Raw genomic sequence first — 25,518 nt, 5'->3', positions numbered from 1 at the left:
GGGAGCCGCCTGACGAAGCTCGTCTCACCAACCGCTTCCTGCCGGGTATTACTGTGCTCGTGACGCTTTGAAAACAGCTTCGATCGGACATTCGCGCCTGTAACAAGGCAGGCGGATTCTAATGGAATCGGTCCGATAAGTTAAGCAATACGCCCGGCCGGTGGCGGGTGACCCGGCTTAGACAAAGGGCTAAGATGCGTCCCCGTACCCGCATCGCCCCTGCTTTTCCCATGCCCAATCAGCGCATCAAGACTCCTTGCATCGGCCTCTGCTCAACGGTCTACGGCGACCTGGTGTGTCGCGGCTGCAAGCGTTTCCACCACGAGGTGGTGAACTGGAACCTGTACGGCGAGGAGGAGAAGCGGGCGGTGTGGCAGCGCCTGGAGGCGCTGCTGGTGCAGGTGGTGGCGGCCAAGCTGGAGGTGTTCGATGCGCAGTTGCTGCGTCGCCAGCTGGAGCAGCGGCAGATCCGCTACGCGCCCCAGCAGTCACCGTACTGCTGGGCCTATCAGCTGATCACCCGCGGGGCACGGGTGATCCAGCAGGTCGAGGCCTACGGCATCGTGCTGCTGCCGGAGTTTCGCGACAGCGGTCTGCCGGAGCTGCGCGACGCCATCGATCGCGAGTACTTCCTGCTCTCCGAGGCGCACTACCAGCGCTACATCGCGCCGCGCTTCCTGGTCGATGGCGTCGACTATCGCGTCTGACCGCGTTTTTCCGCCTGCAGCAGCTGCTCTTCCAGGTGCTCGCAGATATCGTCCGGCTTGACCACCAGCACGTCGCTTTCCAGGGTGTCCAGCACCACCTCGGCGGTATTGCCGATCAGCACGCCGGACAGGCCGGTGCGCGCCACGCTGCCGATCACGGTCACTCCGACATCGAGCTGCAGGGCCAGCTGTGGGATCAGGATGTCGGCCGGCCCCTCGGCAACGTGCAGCTGGCGGTTGCTCAGGCCGTACTCGTCCTGGAAGCGCTGGCAGGCCTCGCGGTAGCGCGCGGCGATGGTCTCGCGCAGCTGGAAGGTCGGGTCGGCGGCGGACAGCACCGGCGCCGGGTGGGCGCTCAGCACGTGCAGCTCGCCCTTGGCGAGATGGGCCAGTTCGTAGGCATGGCAGACGATGCCGGCGTGCAGGTCGCGATGCTCGGGGTCGTCGCTGCCGACGTCCACGGCAGCCAGCACCTTGCCGCCGCTCCATGGGCGGTCGGTCTTGACCAGCAGCACCGGGCAGGGGCAGAAGCGCATCAGCTTCCAGTCATCCGGGGTGAGCAGCGCCTTCTTCAGCGGGTTGTCCGGCAGGTGCTGCTTGATCACCAGTCCGCAGCCTTCGGCCTGCTGGGCGGCGATGATGGTCTGGTGCGAGCTTTCCTGCCAGTCCTGGCGCGCCGTCACGGTATAGCCGTCCACGCGCAGTTCCTCGGCGATCTCGTCGAGGAAGGCCGAATGATCGTGCAGCTTGTCGCAGACCAGCAGGTGCAGCTCGGACTGGGTGGCATTGGCGATCAACCTGGCCCGCTTGAGCGCCAGTCCCTGGGTGTCTTCGGGTTCCAGTACTACCAGGATGCTGCGGATCTCTTGCATGGTCTTCTCCCTCGGCGGCTTACGACTTCAACTCTAGGCGCAGTCGGGGCGCTTGCCGCTTGATGCGCGTCAAGCGGTGGGCATGCCGCCTGGCGACGGCGGTCGTATAATGCCCGGCTTCCCAAGACTAGCCGGATTGCCATGTCCCTGCTCCCCGAGATCGAGAGCTTCCTGCTCTGCCCGACCCCCCAGGCCTGGATCGACCAGGCGCTGCAGCATCCAGAGATCCTGCTGATCGACCACGCCAACTGCGAGAAGAAGGCCGCCGGCACGGCGCTGACCCTGCTGTTCCGCCATGTGGAGAAGGAAGACCTGCAGTACAAGCTGTCGCGCCTGGCGCGCGAGGAACTGCGGCATTTCGAACAGGTGGCCGAGCTGATGAAGAAGCGCGGCGTCGCCTACCGGCCGGTCAGCGCCTCGCTGTACGCGCAGCGCCTGCACGCGCACATCCGCAAGAGCGAGCCGGGCAAGCTGGTCGACACCCTGATCGTCGGTGCCTACATCGAGGCACGCTCCTGCGAGCGTTTCTACCGCCTGGCGCCGTTCCTCGACGAGGAGCTGGGCAAGTTCTACGTCTCGCTGCTCAAGTCCGAGGCGCGCCACTACCAGGACTACCTGAACATGGCCCGCCAGTACGCCGACGGCCCGATCGACGAGCGGGTGGCCTTCTTCGCCGAGATCGAGCGCCAGGCGATCCTCACTCCCGACACGGAGTTCCGCTTCCACAGCGGCGTGGCGGCCTGAGGCCGCCGCTCTCAGAAGCTCGTCTCGCGCACCAGCACGGCCAGCGCACTGCGCAGGTAGCGCCAGGCCGGCGCCTCCCAGCGGGCGTGCAGCACCACCTGGCCGCGCCAGGACTGCCCGGCGAGGCTCTCCAGTGGCGACTCCACGGCCAGGCTGACACGGTAGGCGCCATGTTCGGGCACCAGCTGCTCGCCGCGCTGGCGGGTCAGGATGTGCCCGCCGGCCTGGACGGCGAGCATGCCGTCGGCAAGCACGCGGGTCGCATCGGCGTCTATGTTGGTGACCCGCAGCCGCAGCAGCGGCCCCTCGCCGGCGTCGCTGACGAAGGCGCCGCGATCGCCGACGCGGATACGCTTGACCTGCTCCTCGTCGAGATAGGTCTCCACCAGGCTGCCTTCGCCCACCAGGAGGGCGATCCGTTCCTTGGCCGCCAGCCATTGCCCGGCATGCAGGTCAGGGTCCAGATCGCGTAGCCGGCCGGCGAAGGGGGCCTTGGGCGTGTAACGGCTCAGCTCCTCGTCGAGGCCGCTCAGCTCGGCCATGGCGGTGGCCAGCTCTTCCTGACGGCTCTGCAGCAGGGCGCGCGATTCGCTGTCGAAGCCAGCCGAGGCAGCCTGCCAGCGCAGTGCCGCGATCCGCGCCAGCAGTCCCTCGCGGCGCAGGCGCAGTTCGGGCGTGGCCAGACCGAGCAGCTCGGCGCCGGCCGGTACCCGCGCGCCCTCGGCGAAAGGCAGGCGCTCGACCTGCGCCGGACCGGGGGCGAACACCGGCCAGATCTCGGCTGCGCGCAGCACGCCGCTGGTGTGCAGGCGACCGGGCCAGGGCACCAGCAGCAGGACGAGCAGGCCGCCGAGCAGCAGCAGGTTGATCAGGCTGCGGCGACGGCTGCGGATGCGTGGCCAGCGTGCGCGCCAGCCCTGCAGTTCATGGCGGATGGGCATGGCGATGAACCAGACGATTTCCACGAGAAAGAGAAAGATCCCCACCAGTTTGATGAAGAAGTGATAGACCAGCACGGCAATGCCGAGGAAGACCACCAGGCGGTAGATCCAGGTGGCCCAGGCGAAGGCGATCAGCCAGGCCTCGCGCCGCGGGGGGAAGTGTTCGGGGCGCTCCTCGCCGAGGTCGAACAGATACTCGCGCAGCTTCCAGCGCGCCAGGGCGAAGCTGCGTTCGTGCAGGTTGGGCAGGTCCAGCCAGTCGGAGAGGATGAAGTAGCCGTCGAAACGCATGAACGGGCTGGCGTTGATCGCCAGGGTGGCGACCCAGCTGGTGGTGGCCAGCACGAAGGCTGCCGAGCGCAGCTCGCCGTCGGGCAGCAGAGCCCAGGCCAGGGTGGCCCAGGCGGCGATCACCAGCTCGGTGAGGATGCCGGCCGAGGCGACCTGCAGGCGCTGCCAGCGGCTGGTCAGTCGCCAGGTCTCGTTGGTGTCGGTATAGGCCATCGGCCAGAGCACCAGGAAGGCCACCCCCATGCTCGGAATCCGGCAGCCGAAACGCTTGGCGGTGAAGGCATGTCCCAGTTCGTGCAGCAGCTTGACCACCACCACCGCCACCCCGTAGGCCGCCAGGCCCTGCCAGCTGAAGGTGTCGACCAGCGAGGCGAGGAAACCGTCCCACTGGCGAGCTACCTGGGACAGCCCTGCCGCCAGGGCCAGCAGCGTCAGCACGGCGAAGCCGCGGCTGGCGAACAGTCGGGTGAACGGCAGCCAGCGGTCGAGCCAGGCATCCGGATGCCACAGCGGTACGCGGAAGAACAGGTAGTGGTGCAGCAGCCACTTGAAGCGACTGCCCTCCATGCGGGCACGGCGCTCGGCCAGCTGGCGGGCGCTATCCCGGCCGGCCGGCTTGAGCAGCTGGTTGTCCAGCAGGAAGCGCACCACCTGCTGCACGTCATCGGCGGTGAGGTGCAGGGTGGTGCCGGCCGCGATGGAGGCGGCAATCGCCTCCGGGTCGTCGAAAGACCAGCGCTGCAGGATCTCGAAGGTCGGCCAGTCGACGCTGAAGAAGCGGTTGCGTACCGGGTCGTGCAGCGTCCAGCTCGGCTGACCATCGGCGAGCACCGGCCCCGGCAGCAGGTCGAGCTCTTCGCGTAGTTGCGGCAGGCCCATGTCTACAATCCGATCGTGGTGCGAATGCTCGCCATGGGGCGCCGCAGCACCCAGTAGACCAGCGGCACCCAGCGCCCGCGCAACTTGGCGTTGCCCTTGAGGCCGACGCGGTGGTGGGTCGGCTCCTCGAGAGTGGCGCGCAGACGATAGGCATAGCTGCCGTCCGGACGCTGCACTGCTTCGTGCGCCAGATAGCGCAGATGTGCCTGCACCGGGTCGAGCGGATTGGCATTCAGGTACAGGCTCACCGCGGCGGTGTCGGCCAGCGGGATGGCGTCGGCCAGCGGCACCCAGGCTTCGACCTCGACGTCGCCGGGCGGGGCGATGCGCATGATGCGCTCGCCCACCTCGACCGGCCGGCCGATCCACTCCGAAGGATCGTCGAACAGGACGATACCGTCGCGCGGGGCGATCACCCGGGCGCGGTTCAACTGATCGGTGATGAAGGCCACCTCGGCGCGCTTTTCCTCGATCTTGCCGGTGAGCACGGCTAGCTGGGCCTTGGACTTGGGATCGAGCAGCGCCTGCTGCATGGTCTGCCGGTATTCGGTTTCCGCGGTCGCCAGTGCCTGGCGTGCGACCTCCAGACGCGACTGGATCAGCAGCTCGTCGAAGCCGAACAGCGGCTGTCCCTTCTCGACTTCCTCGTTGGGCTGGACGTGGAAGGCGTCGATCACGCCCTCCAGCGGCGCGCGGATCACCGCCGGATGCGCCGGCACCAGCTCGCCCGGGGCCAGCACGCTCAGGCGTACGGGCAGCACCGCCAGCACGGCGACGGCCAGCGACCAGCGTAGCGCGCGCGCCTGCCACCAGCGCCGCTGAACCGGTGCGCGGGGGGCGGGCTGGCGCCGTTGCCACGGCCAGCGTGCGGCGGGCTGCCGAGCCTGCCAGGCATGTCGCCAGATGTCCAGCCACTCGGCCAGCACGGCCAGCTCCCGGTCCGTCCAGGGCAGGTCGCGGGCCAGCAGCAGGCCGCCGAGCAGGGCGCCCGGTGCCTCCGCCGCTTCGCTCGCAGCGCTCGTCCAGCCCAGCCACAGGCCATGGGCAGGCAACCATTCCGCCCACTCCGCGGCCAGCGCCTCGGGAAGGCTGTCCGCCGCGACGCGCGCGATGCTCTGGCCGTTGTCTGCGAGTTGCCGGCAGACCTTGCCCAGCCATTGCGCATAGGGCACGTTGGCCTCGACCTGGATCACGCCGGACAGGGCGACGACACCATGAGTCGTCGTCCATAGCGCTGCCTGGCGATAGGGCACCAGTTGGTGGCTATCGTTGACCGCGATGTACTCCAGCTCGGGCAAGGACGCGGCATGCCGCGTCCGGCGTCCAAGCTCGAGCAATGCGGCCAGCGGATTGGTTTCCTGCACTGCTTACTCCTCAGAGAACCCGGGCCTTGGCGGCCACCTTGCCGACAGGCAGTTCGGCGAAGGCGAATGTCGGGCGTTTGGCCGCCATGCGCAACTGTTCGCTGAGGCCTGGGCGGCCGCTGCCGGTGCTGGCGCTGCGCTTCTCACCGATGGAGATGCGGAACATCGTGCTCACCTCGCGCCCCTGGCTGTCACGGGCGGTTACCTTGATGGCGATCTCGCCACGGAAGCCTTGCGGAGCCACCACCTCGAACTTGCCGGTCATCGGGTTGAAGGTCAGCCACTCCGGCAACTGCTCGCCGTTCGCCTGCATCGCCGACAGCGCCACCCGCGCCTGCGGATCGGTATGCACGAAGGCGTCGTAGGGGATGGCGAAGCTGCTGACCGCGCCGGCATCGGCGTACTGGTCACCCATGCCGCGGTAGAGGGTCAGGGTCGGCTCGGGCGCCTCCATCACCACCACGCGGAAGCCGCTGCTGCTGGTGTAGACGTCGCTGAACACCGCGCTGCGCATCGGATCCATTTCCGACGAGAGCGGGCCGCCGGCCGTGACCTGCTGCCTCGAGTCCGACAGCGCCGCGTCCAGAGGCGTGCTGCCGCCATTGCTGGCCACCGGTGTGACGGGCGCCGGGCCGGAAGAGGTGTCGGGCGCTGGCGGGTTGACTGCCGGCGGTGAAGGCGGCAGTGGTGCACTCGGTGTCGGCTGCGCCGGCGGGGCATCGTCCAGTCCGCGGACGGTCACCTCCACGATGCTGCTGGTGCCATCCAGGGCCTGGACGGTGAAGCGCTCGACGATGCTCTCGCTGCTGGTCAGGCGCTGAACCTGGCTGGCGGCATTGTCCAGCACATAGGTCCAGTTGCCGTTGGTATCGACGCTGAAGGTGCCATAGCCGCCGCTGACTGCCGGTTGTGCGACGAAACTGGCCTGCCCGCTGTCGGCATCGCTGATCGACAACCTGCCACCGGTCGTCAGGCTGGTGTCTTCCCTGACAGAGCCGCGTGCCTGCTCGCCTGTGCCGATCACGGCAGCGTCGTTGACACCGGTGATGGTTACCTGCACCTGGTGCTCGGTGCCGTCGAGGGCCTTGACGGTGAAGGTCTCGAGCTTGGTCTCGCCGGCCTTGAGGTACTGCACGGCGCTGTTGGCAACGCTGTAGGTCCAGGCGCCGTTTGCGTCGATGCTCAGGCTGCCGAGGGTGCCGGGTGCGGCGCTGACCGTGGCCCGGAACCTGGCCTCGCCGGCGTCGGCATCGCGGATGGTCAGTCTGCCGGAGTCGGTGAGGGTCGGGGTGCTGGCATCCTCGGTCACTGCGCCGCTGGCGTCGCCAGAGATGACGGCAGCGTCACTGGTCGGGGTAACCAAGAAGGTGAGGGTGCCGGTATCGGTGAGACTGCCGTCGGTGACGGTGTAGTCGAAGCTGTCGGTGCCGTTGAAGTCGGCCGGCGGGGTGTAGGTGTAGCTGCCGTCGGCGGCCAGCACCAGGGTACCGCCCTGGGCGGTGGTAAAGGTGCCGGCGACCACCGACAGGCTGTCGCCGTCGAGGTCGGAATCGTTGGCATCCAGTTCGATCACCGAGCTGAACGGCACGTCCTCGGTGACGGTCACCGTGTCGTCGACAGCGACTGGCGCATCGTTGACCGGAGTGACGGTGACAGCGACGGTGATCGTGTCGCTGCCGCCCTGACCGTCGCTGACCACCACGGTGAAGCTGTCGCTGCCGTGGTAGTCGGGGCTCGGCGTGTAGGTCCAGCGGCCGTCGGCCGCGATGGTGACGGTGCCGTGCGCCGGGTTGCTGCCCTTGGCGTAGCTCAGACGATCGCCGTCGACATCGCTGGCGGTCAGCTGGCCGCTGACCGGGGTGTCCTCGGTGGTGCTGGCCGTCTGGTCGGGGGCAACCGGAGCGTCGTTGACCGGGGTGACGGTGACTGTGACGGTGATCGTGTCGCTGCCGCCCAGGCCGTCGCTGACCACCACGGTGAAGCTGTCGCTGCCGTGGTAGTCGGGGCTCGGTGTGTAGGTCCAGCGGCCGTCGGCCGCGATGGTGACGGTGCCGTGCGCCGGATTGCTGCCCTTGGCATAGCTCAGACGATCGCCGTCGACATCGCTGGCGGTCAGCTGACCGCTGACCGGGGTGTCCTCGGTGGTGCTGGCCGTCTGGTCGGGGGCAACCGGGGCGTCGTTGACCGGGGTGACGGTGACTGTGACGGTGATCGTGTCGCTGCCGCCCTGGCCGTCGCTGACCACCACGGTGAAGCTGTCGCTGCCGTGGTAGTCGGGGCTCGGCGTGTAGGTCCAGCGGCCGTCGGCCGCGATGGTGACGGTGCCGTGCGCCGGATTGCTGCCCTTGGCGTAGCTCAGACGATCGCCGTCGACATCGCTGGCGGTCAGCTGACCGCTGACCGGGGTGTCCTCGGTGGTGCTGGCCGTCTGGTCGGGGGCAACCGGGACGTCGTTGACCGGGGTGACGGTGACTGTGACGGTGATCGTGTCGCTGCCGCCCTGGCCGTCGCTGACCACCACGGTGAAGCTGTCGCTGCCGTGGTAGTCGGGGCTCGGCGTGTAGGTCCAGCGGCCGTCGGCCGCGATGGTGACGGTGCCGTGCGCCGGATTGCTGCCCTTGGCGTAGCTCAGACGATCGCCGTCGACATCGCTGGCGGTCAGCTGACCGCTGACCGGGGTGTCCTCGGTGGTGCTGACCGTCTGGTCGGGGGCAACCGGGGCGTCGTTGACCGCCGCCACGCTCACCGTGACGGTGGCGGTGTTGGAGGTCAGGGCACCGTCGGTCACCGTGTAGGTGAAGTCGGCGACACCGTTGAAGTTGGCGTTCGGGGTGAAGGTGACGGTGCCGTCGGCGTTGAGCACGGCGGTACCGCCGGTGCCGCTGGTGACGCTGGCGATGGTGAGGCTGTCGCCGTCGATATCGCTGTCGTTGCCGAGCAGCTGGGCGGCGGTGAAGGTCACCGGAGTGTCTTCGCTGGCGGTCAGGCTGTCGTCGTCGGCGACCGGGGCGTCGTTGACGGGGGTGACCACGATGGTGGTGCCGCCCGTGACCGAGGTGGTGCCGTCGCTGACGCTATAGCTGAAGCTGCCGACCGCGTCGCCAGCGTTGTAGTCGGCCGGGGCGTTGTACTTGAGGCCGGTCAGTTCGGCGCTGGTCAGGGTCTGGCCGTTGGTGACGGGAGTGCCGTCGGCCAGGGTGACGCTGCCCAGGGTCGGCAGGCCGGTCACGGTGATGGTCAGGCTGTCGCCATCGACATCGCTCGGGGCCGCGAGGCCCAGGTCGGTGCCGGTGGACTCCTCGGCCACGCTGATGGCGCTGTCGTCGGCGACCGGGGCGTCGTTGACGGGGGTGACCACGATGGTGGTGCCGCCCGTGACCGAGGTGGTGCCGTCGCTGACGCTATAGCTGAAGCTGCCGACCGCGTCGCCAGCGTTGTAGTCGGCCGGGGCGTTGTACTTGAGGCCGGTCAGTTCGGCGCTGGTCAGCACTTGGCCGTTGGTGACGGGAGTGCCGTCGGCCAGGGTGACGCTGCCGAGGGTCGGCAGGCCGGTCACGGTGATGGTCAGGCTGTCGCCATCGACATCGCTCGGGGCCACGAGGCCCAGGTCGGTGCCGGTGGATTCCTCGGCCACGCTGATGGCGCTGTCGTCGGCGACCGGCGCGTCGTTGATCGGGGTGACCACGATGGTGGTGCCGCCCGTGACCGAGGTGGTGCCGTCGCTGACGCTATAGGTGAAGCTGCCGACCACATCGCCGGTGTTGTAGTCGGCCGGGGCGTTGTACTTGAGGCCGGTCAGTTCGGCGCTGGTCAGGGTCTGGCCGTTGGTGACGGGAGTGCCGTCGGCCAGGGTGACGCTGCCCAGGGTCGGCAGGCCGGTCACGGTGATGGTCAGGCTGTCGCCATCGACATCGCTCGGGGCCGCGAGGCCCAGGTCGGTGCCGGTGGACTCCTCGGCCACGCTGATGGCGCTGTCGTCGGCGACCGGGGCGTCGTTGACGGGGGTGACCACGATGGTGGTGCCGCCCGTGACCGAGGTGGTGCCGTCGCTGACGCTATAGCTGAAGCTGCCGACCGCGTCGCCAGCGTTGTAGTCGGCCGGGGCGTTGTACTTGAGGCCGGTCAGTTCGGCGCTGGTCAGCACTTGGCCGTTGGTGACGGGAGTGCCGTCGGCCAGGGTGACGCTGCCCAGGGTCGGCAGGCCGGTCACGGTGATGGTCAGGCTGTCGCCATCGACATCGCTCGGGGCCGCGAGGCCCAGGTCGGTGCCGGTGGACTCCTCGGCCACGCTGATGGCGCTGTCGTCGGCGACCGGGGCGTCGTTGATCGGGGTGACCACGAGAGTGACGGTGCCGGTGACCACGCTGTTGGCCTCACCCTGACCGTCGTCGACGGAGTAGGTGAAGCTGCCGACCACATCGCCGGCGTTGTAGTCGGCCGGGGCGTTGTACTTGAGGCCGGTCAGTTCGGCGCTGGTCAGGGTCTGGCCGTTGGTGACGGGAGTGCCGTCGGCCAGGGTGACGCTGCCCAGGGTCGGCAGGCCGGTCACGGTGATGGTCAGGCTGTCGCCATCGACATCGCTCGGGGCCGCGAGGCCCAGGTCGGTGCCGGTGGACTCCTCGGCCACGCTGATGGCGCTGTCGTCGGCGTCCGGAGCGTCGTTGATCGGGGTGACCACGAGAGTGACGGTGCCGGTGACCACGCTGTTGGCCTCACCCTGACCGTCGTCGACGGAGTAGGTGAAGCTGCCGACCACATCGCCGGCGTTGTAGTCGGCCGGGGCGTTGTACTTGAGGCCGGTCAGTTCGGCGCTGGTCAGGGTCTGGCCGTTGGTGACGGGAGTGCCGTCGGCCAGGGTGACGCTGCCCAGGGTCGGCAGGCCGGTCACGGTGATGGTCAGGCTGTCGCCATCGACATCGCTCGGGGCCGCGAGGCCCAGGTCGGTGCCGGTGGACTCCTCGGCCACGCTGATGGCGCTGTCGTCGGCGACCGGGGCGTCGTTGACGGGGGTGACCACGATGGTGGTGCCGCCCGTGACCGAGGTGGTGCCGTCGCTGACGCTATAGCTGAAGCTGCCGACCGCGTCGCCGGCGTTGTAGTCGGCCGGGGCGTTGTACTTGAGGCCGGTCAGTTCGGCGCTGGTCAGGGTCTGGCCGTTGGTGACGGGAGTGCCGTCGGCCAGGGTGACGCTGCCCAGGGTCGGCAGGCCGGTCACGGTGATGGTCAGGCTGTCGCCATCGACATCGCTCGGGGCCGCGAGGCCCAGGTCGGTGCCGGTGGACTCCTCGGCCACGCTGATGGCGCTGTCGTCGGCGACCGGGGCGTCGTTGATCGGGGTGACCACGAGAGTGACGGTGCCGGTGACCACGCTGTTGGCCTCACCCTGACCGTCGTCGACGGAGTAGGTGAAGCTGCCGACCACATCGCCGGCGTTGTAGTCGGCCGGGGCGTTGTACTTGAGGCCGGTCAGTTCGGCGCTGGTCAGGGTCTGGCCGTTGGTGACGGGAGTGCCGTCGGCCAGGGTGACGCTGCCCAGGGTCGGCAGGCCGGTCACGGTGATGGTCAGGGTGTCGCCATCGACATCGCTCGGGGCCACGAGGCCCAGGTCGGTGCCGGTGGACTCCTCGGCCACGCTGATGGCGCTGTCGTCGGCGACCGGAGCGTCGTTGATCGGGGTGACCACGAGAGTGACGGTGCCGGTGACCACGCTGTTGGCCTCACCCTGACCGTCGTCGACGGAGTAGGTGAAGCTGCCGACCGCGTCGCCGGCGTTGTAGTCGGCCGGGGCGTTGTACTTGAGGCCGGTCAGTTCGGCGCTGGTCAGGGTCTGGCCGTTGGTGACGGGAGTGCCGTCGGCCAGGGTGATGCTGCCCAGGGTCGGCAGGCCGGTCACGGTGATGGTCAGGCTGTCGCCATCGACATCGCTCGGGGCCGCGAGGCCCAGGTCGGTGCCGGTGGACTCCTCGGCCACGCTGATGGCGCTGTCGTCGGCGACCGGGGCGTCGTTGACGGGGGTGACCACGATGGTGGTGCCGCCCGTGACCGAGGTGGTGCCGTCGCTGACGCTATAGCTGAAGCTGCCGACCACATCGCCGGCGTTGTAGTCGGCCGGGGCGTTGTACTTGAGGCCGGTCAGTTCGGCGCTGGTCAGGGTCTGGCCGTTGGTGACGGGAGTGCCGTCGGCCAGGGTGACGCTGCCCAGGGTCGGCAGGCCGGTCACGGTGATGGTCAGGCTGTCGCCATCGACATCGCTCGGGGCCGCGAGGCCCAGGTCGGTGCCGGTGGACTCCTCGGCCACGCTGATGGCGCTGTCGTCGGCGACCGGGGCGTCGTTGACGGGGGTGACCACGAGGGTGACGGTGCCGGTGACCACGCTGTTGGCCTCACCCTGACCGTCGTCGACGGAGTAGGTGAAGCTGCCGACCACATCGCCGGCGTTGTAGTCGGCCGGGGCGTTGTACTTGAGGCCGGTCAGTTCGGCGCTGGTCAGGGTCTGGCCGTTGGTGACGGGAGTGCCGTCGGCCAGGGTGACGCTGCCCAGGGTCGGCAGGCCGGTCACGGTGATGGTCAGGGTGTCGCCATCGACATCGCTCGGGGCCACGAGGCCCAGGTCGGTGCCGGTGGACTCCTCGGCCACGCTGATGGCGCTGTCGTCGGCGACCGGGGCGTCGTTGATCGGGGTGACCACGAGAGTGACGGTGCCGGTGACCACGCTGTTGGCCTCACCCTGACCGTCGTCGACGGAGTAGGTGAAGCTGCCGACCGCGTCGCCGGCGTTGTAGTCGGCCGGGGCGTTGTACTTGAGGCCGGTCAGTTCGGCGCTGGTCAGGGTCTGGCCGTTGGTGACGGGAGTGCCGTCGGCCAGGGTGATGCTGCCCAGGGTCGGCAGGCCGGTCACGGTGATGGTCAGGCTGTCGCCATCGACATCGCTCGGGGCCACGAGGCCCAGGTCGGTGCCGGTGGACTCCTCGGCCACGCTGATGGCGCTGTCGTCGGCGACCGGGGCGTCGTTGATCGGGGTGACCACGAGGGTGACGGTGCCGGTGACCACGCTGTTGGCCTCACCCTGACCGTCGTCGACGGAGTAGGTGAAGCTGCCGACCACATCGCCGGCGTTGTAGTCGGCCGGGGCGTTGTACTTGAGGCCGGTCAGTTCGGCGCTGGTCAGGGTCTGGCCGTTGGTGACGGGAGTGCCGTCGGCCAGGGTGACGCTGCCCAGGGTCGGCAGGCCGGTCACGGTGATGGTCAGGCTGTCGCCATCGACATCGCTCGGGGCCGCGAGGCCCAGGTCGGTGCCGGTGGACTCCTCGGCCACGCTGATGGCGCTGTCGTCGGCGACCGGGGCGTCGTTGACGGGGGTGACCACGATGGTGGTGCCGCCCGTGACCGAGGTGGTGCCGTCGCTGACGCTATAGCTGAAGCTGCCGACCACATCGCCGGCGTTGTAGTCGGCCGGGGCGTTGTACTTGAGGCCGGTCAGTTCGGCGCTGGTCAGGGTCTGGCCGTTGGTGACGGGAGTGCCGTCGGCCAGGGTGACGCTGCCCAGGGTCGGCAGGCCGGTCACGGTGATGGTCAGGCTGTCGCCATCGACATCGCTCGGGGCCACGAGGCCCAGGTCGGTGCCGGTGGACTCCTCGGCCACGCTGATGGCGCTGTCGTCGGCGACCGGGGCGTCGTTGACGGGAGTGACCACGAGGGTGACGGTGCCGGTGACCACGCTGTTGGCCTCACCCTGACCGTCGTCGACGGAGTAGGTGAAGCTGCCGACCGCGTCGCCGGCGTTGTAGTCGGCCGGGGCGTTGTACTTGAGGCCGGTCAGTTCGGCGCTGGTCAGGGTCTGGCCGTTGGTGACGGGAGTGCCGTCGGCCAGGGTGACGCTGCCCAGGGTCGGCAGGCCGGTCACGGTGATGGTCAGGCTGTCGCCATCGACATCGCTCGGGGCCACGAGGCCCAGGTCGGTACCGGTGGACTCCTCGGCCACGCTGATGGCGCTGTCGTCGGCGACCGGAGCGTCGTTGACGGGAGTGACCACGAGGGTGACGGTGCCGGTGACCACGCTGTTGGCCTCACCCTGACCGTCGTCGACGGAGTAGGTGAAGCTGCCGACCGCGTCGCCGGCGTTGTAGTCGGCCGGGGCGTTGTACTTGAGGCCGGTCAGTTCGGCGCTGGTCAGGGTCTGGCCGTTGGTGACGGGAGTGCCGTCGGCCAGGGTGACGCTGCCCAGGGTCGGCAGGCCGGTCACGGTGATGGTCAGGCTGTCGCCATCGACATCGCTCGGGGCCGCGAGGCCCAGGTCGGTGCCGGTGGACTCCTCGGCCACGCTGATGGCGCTGTCGTCGGCGACCGGGGCGTCGTTGACGGGGGTGACCACGATGGTGGTGCCGCCCGTGACCGAGGTGGTGCCGTCGCTGACGCTATAGCTGAAGCTGCCGACCACATCGCCGGCGTTGTAGTCGGCCGGGGCGTTGTACTTGAGGCCGGTCAGTTCGGCGCTGGTCAGGGTCTGGCCGTTGGTGACGGGAGTGCCGTCGGCCAGGGTGACGCTGCCCAGGGTCGGCAGGCCGGTCACGGTGATGGTCAGGCTGTCGCCATCGACATCGCTCGGGGCCGCGAGGCCCAGGTCGGTGCCGGTGGACTCCTCGGCCACGCTGATGGCGCTGTCGTCGGCGACCGGGGCGTCGTTGACGGGGGTGACCACGATGGTGGTGCCGCCCGTGACCGAGGTGGTGCCGTCGCTGACGCTATAGCTGAAGCTGCCGACCGCGTCGCCGGCGTTGTAGTCGGCCGGGGCGTTGTACTTGAGGCCGGTCAGTTCGGCGCTGGTCAGGGTCTGGCCGTTGGTGACGGGAGTGCCGTCGGCCAGGGTGACGCTGCCCAGGGTCGGCAGGCCGGTCACGGTGATGGTCAGGCTGTCGCCATCGACATCGCTCGGGGCCGCGAGGCCCAGGTCGGTGCCGGTGGACTCCTCGGCCACGCTGATGGCGCTGTCGTCGGCGACCGGGGCGTCGTTGATCGGGGTGACCACGAGGGTGACGGTGCCGGTGACCACGCTGTTGGCCTCACCCTGACCGTCGTCGACGGAGTAGCTGAAGCTGCCGACCGCGTCGCCGGCGTTGTAGTCGGCCGGGGCGTTGTACTTGAGGCCGGTCAGTTCGGCGCTGGTCAGGGTCTGGCCGTTGGTGACGGGAGTGCCGTCGGCCAGGGTGACGCTGCCCAGGGTCGGCAGGCCGGTCACGGTGATGGTCAGGCTGTCGCCATCGACATCGCTCGGGGCCGCGAGGCCCAGGTCGGTGCCGGTGGACTCCTCGGCCACGCTGATGGCGCTGTCGTCGGCGACCGGGGCGTCGTTGATCGGGGTGACCACGAGGGTGACGGTGCCGGTGACCACGCTGTTGGCCTCACCCTGACCGTCGTCGACGGAGTAGCTGAAGCTGCCGACCGCGTCGCCGGCGTTGTAGTCGGCCGGGGCGTTGTACTTGAGGCCGGTCAGTTCGGCGCTGGTCAGGGTCTGGCCGTTGGTGACGGGAGTGCCGTCGGCCAGGGTGACGCTGCCCAGGGTCGGCAGGCCGGTCACGGTGATGGTCAGGCTGTCGCCATCGACATCGCTCGGGGCCGCGAGGCCCAGGTCGGTGCCGGTGGACTCCTCGGCCACGCTGATGGCGCTGTCGTCGGCGACCGGGGCGTCGTTGATCGGGGTGACCACGAGGGTGACGGTGCCGGTGACCACGCTGTTGGCCTCACCCTGACCGTCGTCGACGGAGTAGGTGAAGCTGCCGACCACATCGCCGGCGTTGTAGTCGGCCGGGGCGTTGTACTTGAGGCCGGTCAGTTCGGCGCTGGTCAGGGTCTGGCCGTTGGTGACGGGAGTGCCGTCGGCCAGGGTGATGCTGCCCAGGGTCGGCAGGCCGGTCACGGTGATGGTCAGGCTGTCGCCATCGACATCGCTCGGGGCCGCGAGGCCCAGGTCGGTACCGGTGGACTCCTCGGCCACGCTGAGGGCGCTGTCGTCGGCGACCGGGGCGTCGTTGATCGGGGTGACCACGAGGGTGACGGTGCCGGTGACCACGCTGTTGGCCTCACCCTGACCGTCGTCGACGGAGTAGGTGAAGCTGCCGACCGCGTCGCCGGTGTTGTAGTCGGCCGGGGCGTTGTACTTGAGGCCGGTCAGTTCGGCGCTGGTCAGGGTCTGGCCGTTGGTGACGGGAGTGCCGTCGGCCAGGGTGACGCTGCCCAGGGTCGGCAGGCCGGTCACGGTGATGGTCAGGCTGTCGCCATCGACATCGCTCGGGGCCGCGAGGCCCAGGTCGGTGCCGGTGGACTCCTCGGCCACGCTGATGGCGCTGTCGTCGGCGTCCGGGGCGTCGTTGACGGGGGTGACCACGATGGTGGTGCCGCCCGTGACCGAGGTGGTGCCGTCGCTGACGCTATAGCTGAAGCTGCCGACCGCGTCGCCGGCGTTGTAGTCGGCCGGGGCGTTGTACTTGAGGCCGGTCAGTTCGGCGCTGGTCAGGGTCTGGCCGTTGGTGACGGGAGTGCCGTCGGCCAGGGTGACGCTGCCCAGGGTCGGCAGGCCGGTCACGGTGATGGTCAGGCTGTCGCCATCGACATCGCTCGGGGCCGCGAGGCCCAGGTCGGTGCCGGTGGACTCCTCGGCCACGCTGATGGCGCTGTCGTCGGCGACCGGGGCGTCGTTGATCGGGGTGACCACGAGGGTGACGGTGCCGGTGACCACGCTGTTGGCCTCACCCTGACCGTCGTCGACGGAGTAGGTGAAGCTGCCGACCGCGTCGCCAGCGTTGTAGTCGGCCGGGGCGTTGTACTTGAGGCCGGTCAGTTCGGCGCTGGTCAGGGTCTGGCCGTTGGTGACGGGAGTGCCGTCGGCCAGGGTGACGCTGCCCAGGGTCGGCAGGCCGGTCACGGTGATGGTCAGGCTGTCGCCATCGACATCGCTCGGGGCCGCGAGGCCCAGGTCGGTGCCGGTGGACTCCTCGGCCACGCTGATGGCGCTGTCGTCGGCGACCGGAGCGTCGTTGACGGGGGTGACCACGATGGTGGTGCCGCCCGTGACCGAGGTGGTGCCCTCGCTGACGCTATAGCTGAAGCTGCCGACCGCGTCGCCGGCGTTGTAGTCGGCCGGGGCGTTGTACTTGAGACCGGTCAGTTCGGCGCTGGTCAGGGTCTGGCCGTTGGTGACGGGAGTGCCGTCGGCCAGGGTGATGCTGCCCAGGGTCGGCAGGCCGGTCACGGTGATGGTCAGGCTGTCGCCATCGACATCGCTCGGGGCCGCGAGGCCCAGGTCGGTGCCGGTGGACTCCTCGGCCACGCTGATGGCGCTGTCGTCGGCGACCGGGGCGTCGTTGATCGGGGTGACCACGAGGGTGACGGTGCCGGTGACCACGCTGTTGGCCTCACCCTGACCGTCGTCGACGGAGTAGGTGAAGCTGCCGACCACATCGCCGGCGTTGTAGTCGGCCGGGGCGTTGTACTTGAGGCCGGTCAGTTCGGCGCTGGTCAGGGTCTGGCCGTTGGTGACGGGAGTGCCGTCGGCCAGGGTGACGCTGCCCAGGGTCGGCAGGCCGGTCACGGTGATGGTCAGGCTGTCGCCATCGACATCGCTCGGGGCCGCGAGGCCCAGGTCGGTGCCGGTGGACTCCTCGGCCACGCTGATGGCGCTGTCGTCGGCGACCGGAGCGTCGTTGGTTCCGGTCAGAGTGATAGTCACCGTCTGATCGAACGTACCACCATGGTCGTCACTGATAGTGACGGTATAAACCTGCGTGCGGACTTCACCCTCGGCCAGGCTGTCGAGCGCGCTCGCGGCGACGCTGAATGTCCAGCCGACGCTGTTGGCGTTTTGATCGACTGAGCCCAGTACCAGGCTGCCCAGCGGGCTGGCGATGGTGTTGCCGCTGCTGTCCTTCACCACTGAGTTCAGCTGTGCCGTGTGGCTGTCGGCCAGATCCACATCGGCAAATACGATCCTGCCGGTTCGGCTGAGGCTGCCAGTATTTTCATCGGCGGCACCATCGGTGCGCTCGCTCAGCTCCGCGCTGACTACCGAGATGAGTGAGCTGGTCGCCAAGTACGCTGCTTTCTGCACGCCAGGCAGCGGGTCGCCGAAGGTTGCATTGGTGATGGCGATGCTGCCGGAGCTGTCGACGATCCTGAAGGACCAGCCGCTGTAGCCATCCCGGCCATAGGCGATGATGGTGCCCGGGGCGATCGAGAGGGTCGCCCCCTCCCAGGCCAAGGCCTGCGAAGTGTCGATGGTGGTGTTGGCCAGCGTCAGCTCTGCAGCGCTGACGCTCCTGATCGTGGGGGCATCGTTGCTGCCGGTGATGGTGATGGTGACGGTCTGTTCGACGCTGCCGCCCTTACCATCACTGATGGTTACCGTATAGACCTGCGTGATCACCTCGCCTTGGGCGAGGCCGTCGAGGGCACTGGCGGCGACGCTGTAGCGCCAGCCCAGGGTGTCATCGGTCTGGTTCAGCGGGTCGAGCGTCAGGCTGCCCAGAGGAGCGGCCAGGGTGTTGCCGCTGCCGTCCTTGACGGTGGCGCTGACGCTGGCGGTATGCGTGTCGGCAGGGTCGAGGTCGGCGAAGCCGATCGTTCCGCTGTCGGTGAGGTTGCCGATATTCTCGTTGCTGGAGCCGTCCGCGCGCTCGGTGACGCCACCGGTGTCATCGGTGCCGGAGCTGCTGATGGTCGGAGCATCGTTGGTGGCGATAACCGCGATGGTGGTCAACGCACTGTTGGACTGGTTCACTCCGTCGCTGACCTTGACCACGACGAGACGGTCGCTGGTGTCGGGAGCGTCGCTGCCGTTGCTGAAGGCTACCGCGCGGATCGCGGTCTGGTAGTCGGCCTTGCTCGCGCTGCCGCTCAGGCTGACGGTGATCTGGCCGGTCACGCTGGTGTCGATGGTGGCGGTGATGCCGGTGGGCAGGCTGCCGACGCTCAGTGTGTCGCCCGCCTTGGCGTTGGTCAGGACGATGGTTGCCGAGGCCAGGTTGATGCTGTCGACGTCGACGATCAGCGCGTCGCTGTCGGCGATGGCCACGGCGCTGCCGTTCTCGGTGTAGCTGGTGCGGTAGTCGGCACCCGTAGCGGAGGAGGAGTTGTTGCCGTCGAGATCGAGTTCGGGCGCATTGGCGACCGGAACGTCGTTGTCGACGATGGTCGCGCTGCCGGTGACGCCCAGCGGATTGGTCACGGTCCCGGAGACACTGCCGGTGGACAGGGTGAAGCTCTGGTCGGCTTCGACCTCGCTGTCGTCCACCGTGGCGATGCGCAGCTTCACCGAGAGTTCGCCGGCGGCGATGGTCACCGGCCCGCTGACGGTCACCCAGGCCGAGCCGTTGTAGTACTGCAGTTCGGAGGCGGCCGCGGTATCGCTGCCGAGAATCGCCGAGCCGCTGGCGAGCGTCGGCGAGAAGCTGATCGGTGCCGTGGCCGGCTTGTCGATACTGACGACGAACTCGGCCGGCTGGCCCTCGTTCACGCTGATGTTGGCGACGCTGAGGGTCGGGCGATCATCATCCAGTGTCGCGCTGTCGGGAGTGCCGCTGGTATTGCCGGCGAGGTAGATGGCGCCTTCGCCTTCGTCGTTGATGGTGCCGATGCCGGTGCTCGAGCTGCCGTCGCTGGTGGTGGCGATCAGGCTGAAGGACTCGTTGCCTTCGTGGGTGCCATCCTGATTGACGGCCACGCGAACCAGCAGCTTGCCGCCGGCCGGAATGGCCGGCAGATTGCCGGCGTCGTAGGCGACCCAGCTGCTGCCGTTGAAGTATTCGAGTTGGCTGCCGATGTCCGCGCCGGTTCCGCTGAGGGTGGCCCGGGCATCGCTGACTGCCAGTCCCGTCGAATTGCTGAGGCTCAGGGCGACACGCACCCCCGTGCCGCCGCTGACGGTGAACATGGCGTATGGCGAGCCCTCGTTGACGAAGATGTCGTTGACGGCGACGGTGTCGCTGGCCCCCTGGATTGTGATGGTGAGGACGGCGGTATCCGACAGGCCCGTGCCGTTGCGGTCGGTCACGGTGTAGTTGAAGCGCTCGGTCAGCGTCTGTCCCGGGGCGAGCGCATTGACGGTGCTGTTGCTGTTGTCGACGACATAGCTCCAGCTGCCGTCTGCATTGAGCGTCAGCGAGCCGTAGCTGCCGGCCAGTGCGCTGCCGACCGTGCCGGCGGTGCCGGAGCCTTCGGCGCCGCCGGTTCTGACCGCGCTCACCTTGAGCTCCGCGGCGGTGTCGTCCACGTCCCGGTCGTTGGTGAGCACGTTGCCGACGGGGTTGTAGCCCGCGGTGGCGTTGCCGATGCCGCCGGCCTCGGTGGCGCTGGCACTGTCGTCGGCTGCGGCCGGCGAGTCGTTGGCGCCCTGGATGGTGATGGTGAGGGTGGCCGAATCTTTCAGGCGCGTGGTGCCATCGGCCGCCAGTTGGCCGTTCTCGATGGTGTAGATGAAACTGTCGCTCAGGGTGTCCGTGCTGCCGCGCAGCGCCTGCACGTCGGCATTGTCATTGTTGAGGCTGTAGCTGTAGGTGCCGTCGGCGCGCAGGGTCAAGGTGCCGTACAGGCCGGCGATCTGGCTGTCGCTCGCGCCGATGGCGGTGTTGCTGGCTGCGCTGCTGGCCCGCACAGCCACCACGGTCTTGCTGCCTGCGGGGGTCGTGTCGTTGCCGAGCAGGTTGCCGCTGGGGTCGCTGCCGCCGCTGGCATTGGCCACGCCACCCTTTTCCGTGGCGGTTGCGGTATCGGCCACCGCATTCGGGTCGTTGGCGCCGGAGCCGGTCACCGTGATGTACAGGGTGGCGGTGCTGGTCTCGCCGCTGGCATCGCGCATCGAGTACTGGAAGCGCTCGACTGCCGACTGGCCGGCGCTCAGGGCGGGATTGTTGGCCGTCGGGGTGTAGGTGTAGCTGCCATCGGCGTTCAGCACGAGGGTACCGTACTGACCGGTCAGATTGTTGCCGGCGGTGGCGCCGGCACTGAAGGTCAGCGTCTGGTTGGTGATGCTGACTGCCGAACTCAGAGTCACGGAGGTGATCTTGCCGCTGGCGTCGTAATTGACGGCGGTGACCGTGGGGGCTGTCGCCAGCCCGGTACCGCCAACGCTCATGCCGACGGCGATGGTGCCGCTGGGGGCCGAAACCAGCACACTGGTCGAGCTGTTGACCGTCGTTCCATCGATGGTGCCGTCGTAGTACTTGGTACCGTCGATGAAGCTGAACTTGGTTACGCCCTTGAATGCACTGGTATCTGAGAACGTGAATGACAGGTTGGTGCCGCTGCCGTTCTTGGTCAGAATCGTGACGGGAGTGGTGCCATCGGCATGGAACAGCTGGGTTCGCGTGCCATCGTCATTGAGCTTGTATACGTACTGAGTGCCTGTGACCTTTACCGAGCTTGCACCGGAGGTGGTGACGGTGGTGGTGAAGGTAACGGTGCTGTTGGTGGTGGCTGTCGCCGTTCCGTCGATTCCCACGCCCGTGATCGTCTTGCTCTCTCCGTAGCGATCCGGATCCGTGTCATTGCCCAGAACGTTGCCAGTGGCCTTGCTGCCCAACGGGTCGTCGCTGGCGTAGGCGGTGGCGTCGGTGCGCAGCGACTCCTTGGCGGTGTTGTAGTCGTCGGCGGCGACGGGAATATCGTTGGCGCCCTGGATGGTGATGGTCAGCGTGGTGGTCGCCGAGCCGCCCTTGCCATCCGAAACCGTGTAGGTGAAGGTCTCGCTCAGGGTGTTGCTGCTGCTGCGCAGTGCCTCGACGCTGGCGTTGCCATTGTCGACGACGTAGGTATAGGTGCCGTTGGCCGCCAGCGTGAGCTGGCCGTACTGGCCGGAGACGACCGCTGCGCTCGAACTGCTGGCGGTACCGGTGTTGGCGGTGCTGTTGCTGGTGACCTTGGTGACGGTCAGCTGATCCGCATTGGCGTCGGTATCGTTGCCCAGCACATTGCCGCCGGCATTGCTGCCGGAAGTGGCATTGTTCAGGCCGCCGGCTTCCACCGCAGTACCGCTGTCGCTGCCGGCCACCGGCGCCACGTTGCGTGGCAGCAGCGCGTTCAGGGCGGAGTCGACGCGGTCGGAGGACGAGCCGACGTTCTTCATGTTGGCGGCCTGGTTCTTCCAGCCGAGACTGTCGAAGTAGCTCTGGTCGACCACCAGGATGAAGCCGATGTTGTCGGCCACGTTGCCGTCGCCATCCATGTTGCCGTCGGCCTGGGCGGTGGCGAGCGAGTTGAAGTCCCGGTCGGTCCAGAAATAGAAGCCCTTGACGTCGCCATTGCTCTTGATCGGTCGGCTGATCCAGCCGTAGTACTGCTGGCCGCCGATGTTGATGCCGATGGCGGCGACGTCGTTGCCGCTGAACAGGTTGCTGGCGGTGTCGTCGTTGATGGTGGCGGCGCCTAGGCTGGTGAAGGCGAAGTCGTGGCTGTTCGACTCCTTGCCTGCCGGAGTGGTCGCCACATTGACGGCGTAGGCGTTGCTGAAGCTGAAGTTGGCCAGTTCGACCTCGATCGCTTCGCCCTCCAGCTGCAGCGTGGCGTGGTCGTCGTCGCTGGCGAAGCCCGGCGTGCTGCTGTCGCTGCCGGTGAGTTCGGCGGCGAAGCGCTGGCCCTCATCGCCTGCGGTATCCGCCGTCCGGTTGAGCAGGCGATCGATATGGTGGCCGTACTCCTCGACCAGCAGGCTGGTCAGCCGCTGGCTGTCGAGTGCGGGCAACCAGTCGCTGTTGAGGTAGATGGTCGCCTCGCCATCCGGACCTTGCGCGGCGTAGGCGGCCAGGGCGCCTTTCATCTGCGCGTTGTCCAGCAGCTGGACCTCGATGGCGAACTCACCGCTGGCGATGGCATCGCGCAGCTGGCCGAGGTTGTCGGACCACTGGGCATCCGGGCTGGCTTGCCCGCCGTTGAACAGGGCGAACAGCTGCTCGTCGGTGGCGTTGGCCAGATAGTCCTTGATCAGTTCGCTGGCCCGCGTGCTTGCTTCTTCGAGGGGTGGGGTCTGCGCATCGACATGGAAAAGGTTGCCTGCTTCGGCAGCGGTCTCACTGGGCGACGTGCCGGTCGCCGGTGTGTCGCTGGCCACGGCGGGGCTTTGCTCATCGACCGGGGCGTAGGCAGCCATGAGGCTCGCCGTTTCAACCGTGGTAGTGTCGGCATGCCGCTCGGCGGCTCCACTCGCGGTATCCGTCACCTCGGCCGCTGCCGCACCGTCGAACACGAAGCGCTGCTCCAGTGCCATCGGCCTGGGACTGCGGCGCACCAGACGACTGGTGGCCGGGGAAGCGGTGGAGGGTTCCGAACTGACGTTGCGGTCTTGAGTCTTGTTGTCGCCCATGTCTGCTTGTCTTCCGTGTGTGCTGCCGGTGGCGTTCTGCAGGCTGTCCGATCCCGAGGTGGGAGTCGTGTGCCGAGTGGTCAGGGTTGGCTGGGCGGCGTGACGCGAACGCGCCCGCTCATGCCGGTAATGAGTTCCGCGAAGCTGCCGTCTATGGCGGCGGCGACCTTGATCGATTGGCTAACCGGGTCGATGCGCGCCCCCAAGCGGGTGAAGCGTGCCGGGTAGACCTTGCCGGTCTCGTCGATCTCGACCTCGAAGCCGAGCCCCGGCTTCAGCCAGCCCAGCCAGGCCGATGGCACGAGAAACTCGAGTTCCAGCACGCTGTCGTCGATGATCTCCAGCATCGCCTGGCCGGGCTGGACGTACTGCTGGCTGCGTACTTTCTGCTCGGCGATGCGGCCGGAGAAAGGCGCGGGAATGCTGCACTTGTCGAGGACCGACTGCTGCACCCCGACCTCGGCGGCGGCTTTCTGCACCGCCGATTGCGACAGGTTGAGTTCCACCTGGCCGATGGAGTCCAGTTCGGCCAGCCGCTTGTTGGCCTTGTGGGTGTACTCGGCTGCGGCCAGTTCGGCCCGCGCCTTCTGCAGCATGGCCTGCTGCATCGAGCAGTCGAAGCGCACCAGCAGTTGTCCGGCCTTGAACTGCTCACCCTCGCGCAGGGGCAACTGGCTGATCTTGGCGCCGATCTCCGCAGCAATGGTGGTGAACTGGCGCGGCATCAGTTGGGCACGGATCTCCTGGCGCTCGATGCCGGTGCGCGCCGGCGCCGGCAGACCGTCTTCGGCCTGGAGGAGGCCAGAGTGGGCCAGCAGCGCCACCAGCGGCAGCAGGCGGATGCTGCGCATGATCACGAACGATCTCCCTGGCGGCCCGGCTGGCCGAGGTCGAACCAGTCGTGCTGGCCATCGATCAGGGCGCGGGTCAGCTGGGGCAGCGGCATGTCGTCGACGCCGCCGATCCGCGGCTCGACGCCCAGGGTCGACTGCAGGCGCGCCTCGGCGGCCTGCACCTGGGCGAGCGCCTGGTAGCGGCGCAGCAGGCTGAGGATTGCGGTGGTCTGGTTGGCGACCATGTCGAGCTGGCTCTGCATCTGGCTGCTCTGGCGGTTGTTCATGTGACCGCTGATGCGCTGGTCGGTCTGCCAGATATCGTCCGCGCGCTCGAATTGCTTGAGGGCGTTGGCCAGCTGCTGGCGGGCTAGGTGGGTCTTGGCCAGGGTCGCCATCTGCATGGCGACGCGGCGCTGGTCGGCCAGCTTGATCCCGGCCTCGGCCAGCTTGAGCTGACCGGGACCGGTGAACAGGTTGAACAGGTTGAAGGAAAGCTGCAGGCCTGCCTCGTTCCACTGGTTGTTGATCAGGTAGCTGTCGGTGTCGTAGTTGACGCTGTAGTTGAAGCTGAGGTTGGGGAACAGGCGAACCAGGGTCTTGCGCGCCTCTTCGCGGGCGATCCGCGCGTTGTAGTGCTGCTCGCGGATGTCGGCGTTGGCGGTCATGGCGATTTCTTCCATGCGCTCGACCGGGATCTGCAGGGCCTGGCGATTGACCCGGAATTCGGGCTCGGCGATCTCCAGGGGCTGGCCGAGCGGAGCGTTGATCAGCGCCGCCAGCTCGGTCGTGGCGGTCGACAGCTCCTGGTCGATCGCCTCGAGCAGACGCAGGTTTTCCAGCACCTGACGCTGGTAGCGCAGCGCATCGAGCGGGTTGCGCAGACGCTCGCTTTCCGCCTGGCGGGAGTCGACGAGCGCCTGTTCGGCCATGGCGATGGTGTTCCTGACCTCGTCGCGCAGCTTCTGTGCGCTGGCAGCGCGCCAGAACGCGGTGCGCACGTCCTGCATCAGCACGTGCATGGCCTTGCGGCGCTTCTCGCCGGCGATCAGCAGGCGGTCGGCCTGCTGGCGGGTGTTGTAGTAGCCGGCGCCCAGATCGAGCAGGTTCCAGCTGACGCCCAGGTTGCTCAGCGTGTGGGTGCGCTCCTGGGAGATGAACTGCGAGGGCGACAGCTCGCCGGTCTCGCTGTTGCGGCTGAGGCTGATCTCGTCGTTGTCGCGCCAGTTGTAGCCGGCCTGGGCCAGCAGTTCGGGCAGCATGTCGTAGTGACTGACTTCCAGCTGGCGGAAGGCCATCGCCTCCTCGAGCAGGTGGCTGCGGCGCTCGAGGTTGTACTTCAGCGCGCGCGCCATGGCCTGTTCCAGCGTCAGCATGCCGGTGATCGGCTCGACATCGGCGGCCGCTGCGGCGCGGTCTGCCTGGCCTTGCTCGATCAGCGTCTGCTCGGGGATCTGTTCGGGCTTGATGGTGGTGCAGGCGGAAAGAGTCAGGGCAACCAGAATGGCAAGCGTGCTTTTCTTGGGCAAAGTGCAGGGCATGG

The 25,518-nt window shown here is 68.1% G+C and carries 8 protein-coding genes; 2 read left to right on the top strand and 6 right to left on the bottom strand.

Annotated elements, in window-relative coordinates:
* Positions 1–230: 230 nt before the first annotated feature.
* A complete protein-coding gene (locus tag BLT78_RS08645) occupies positions 231–707 on the top strand; it encodes a DUF1289 domain-containing protein (RefSeq protein WP_090348585.1) in 477 nt (158 codons plus the stop codon).
* Here the strand turns inward: BLT78_RS08645 and BLT78_RS08640 are convergent.
* On the bottom strand, positions 695–1,579 hold the full coding sequence (locus BLT78_RS08640) for a universal stress protein (RefSeq protein WP_090348584.1): 885 nt from the start codon (positions 1,577–1,579) through the stop codon (positions 695–697). The two genes, BLT78_RS08645 and BLT78_RS08640, sit on opposite strands and share 13 nt — an antisense overlap.
* Before the next feature lie 141 nt (positions 1,580–1,720).
* Here BLT78_RS08640 and miaE point away from each other — a divergent pair, with 141 nt between their 5' ends.
* Positions 1,721–2,323, top strand: a complete 603-nt coding sequence (gene miaE, locus BLT78_RS08635) for a tRNA-(ms[2]io[6]A)-hydroxylase (RefSeq protein WP_090348583.1) — start codon at positions 1,721–1,723, stop codon at positions 2,321–2,323.
* An 11-nt stretch (positions 2,324–2,334) separates the two neighbouring features.
* Here the strand turns inward: miaE and BLT78_RS08630 are convergent, their stop codons facing one another.
* From BLT78_RS08630 to BLT78_RS08610, 5 genes are all read right to left on the bottom strand, one after another.
* The gene (locus BLT78_RS08630; protein ID WP_090348582.1) at positions 2,335–4,434 is read right to left on the bottom strand and encodes an efflux RND transporter periplasmic adaptor subunit; all 2,100 of its coding nucleotides are present in this window, start codon (positions 4,432–4,434) and stop codon (positions 2,335–2,337) included.
* Positions 4,435–4,436: 2 nt separating this feature from the next.
* On the bottom strand, positions 4,437–5,798 hold the full coding sequence (locus BLT78_RS08625) for an efflux RND transporter periplasmic adaptor subunit (RefSeq protein ID WP_090348581.1): 1,362 nt from the start codon (positions 5,796–5,798) through the stop codon (positions 4,437–4,439).
* A 10-nt stretch (positions 5,799–5,808) separates the two neighbouring features.
* Positions 5,809–23,142 carry an Ig-like domain-containing protein gene (locus BLT78_RS08620; protein ID WP_090348580.1) on the bottom strand — a complete coding sequence of 5,778 codons (17,334 nt, stop codon included), beginning with the start codon at positions 23,140–23,142 and terminating at the stop codon, positions 5,809–5,811.
* Between the two features lie 80 nt (positions 23,143–23,222).
* Entirely contained in the window at positions 23,223–23,993 is a 771-nt protein-coding gene (locus BLT78_RS08615) for an efflux RND transporter periplasmic adaptor subunit (protein ID WP_090352220.1), read from the bottom strand.
* A 2-nt stretch (positions 23,994–23,995) separates the two neighbouring features.
* Positions 23,996–25,516 (bottom strand): TolC family protein, encoded by a 1,521-nt coding sequence (locus BLT78_RS08610; protein ID WP_090348579.1) that lies wholly within the window; start codon positions 25,514–25,516, stop codon positions 23,996–23,998.
* Between the last annotated feature and the right edge of the window lie 2 nt (positions 25,517–25,518).

Origin of the sequence: Pseudomonas oryzae, assembly GCF_900104805.1 — a bacterium.
Classification (GTDB): Bacteria; Pseudomonadota; Gammaproteobacteria; order Pseudomonadales; family Pseudomonadaceae; genus Geopseudomonas; species Geopseudomonas oryzae.
This window is presented reverse-complemented; position numbering and strand designations above follow the sequence as displayed.

Bases quoted from the DNA above. Each gene is read 5' to 3' on its own strand.
- BLT78_RS08630 (WP_090348582.1), bottom strand. From the start codon at position 4,434: ATGGGCCTGCCGCAACTACGCGAAGAGCTCGACCTGCTGCCGGGGCCG.
- BLT78_RS08610 (WP_090348579.1), bottom strand. From the start codon at position 25,516: ATGCCCTGCACTTTGCCCAAGAAAAGCACGCTTGCCATTCTGGTTGCC.
- BLT78_RS08645 (WP_090348585.1), top strand. From the start codon at position 231: ATGCCCAATCAGCGCATCAAGACTCCTTGCATCGGCCTCTGCTCAACG.
- miaE (WP_090348583.1), top strand. From the start codon at position 1,721: ATGTCCCTGCTCCCCGAGATCGAGAGCTTCCTGCTCTGCCCGACCCCC.
- BLT78_RS08620 (WP_090348580.1), bottom strand. From the start codon at position 23,142: ATGGGCGACAACAAGACTCAAGACCGCAACGTCAGTTCGGAACCCTCC.
- BLT78_RS08640 (WP_090348584.1), bottom strand. From the start codon at position 1,579: ATGCAAGAGATCCGCAGCATCCTGGTAGTACTGGAACCCGAAGACACC.
- BLT78_RS08615 (WP_090352220.1), bottom strand. From the start codon at position 23,993: ATGCGCAGCATCCGCCTGCTGCCGCTGGTGGCGCTGCTGGCCCACTCT.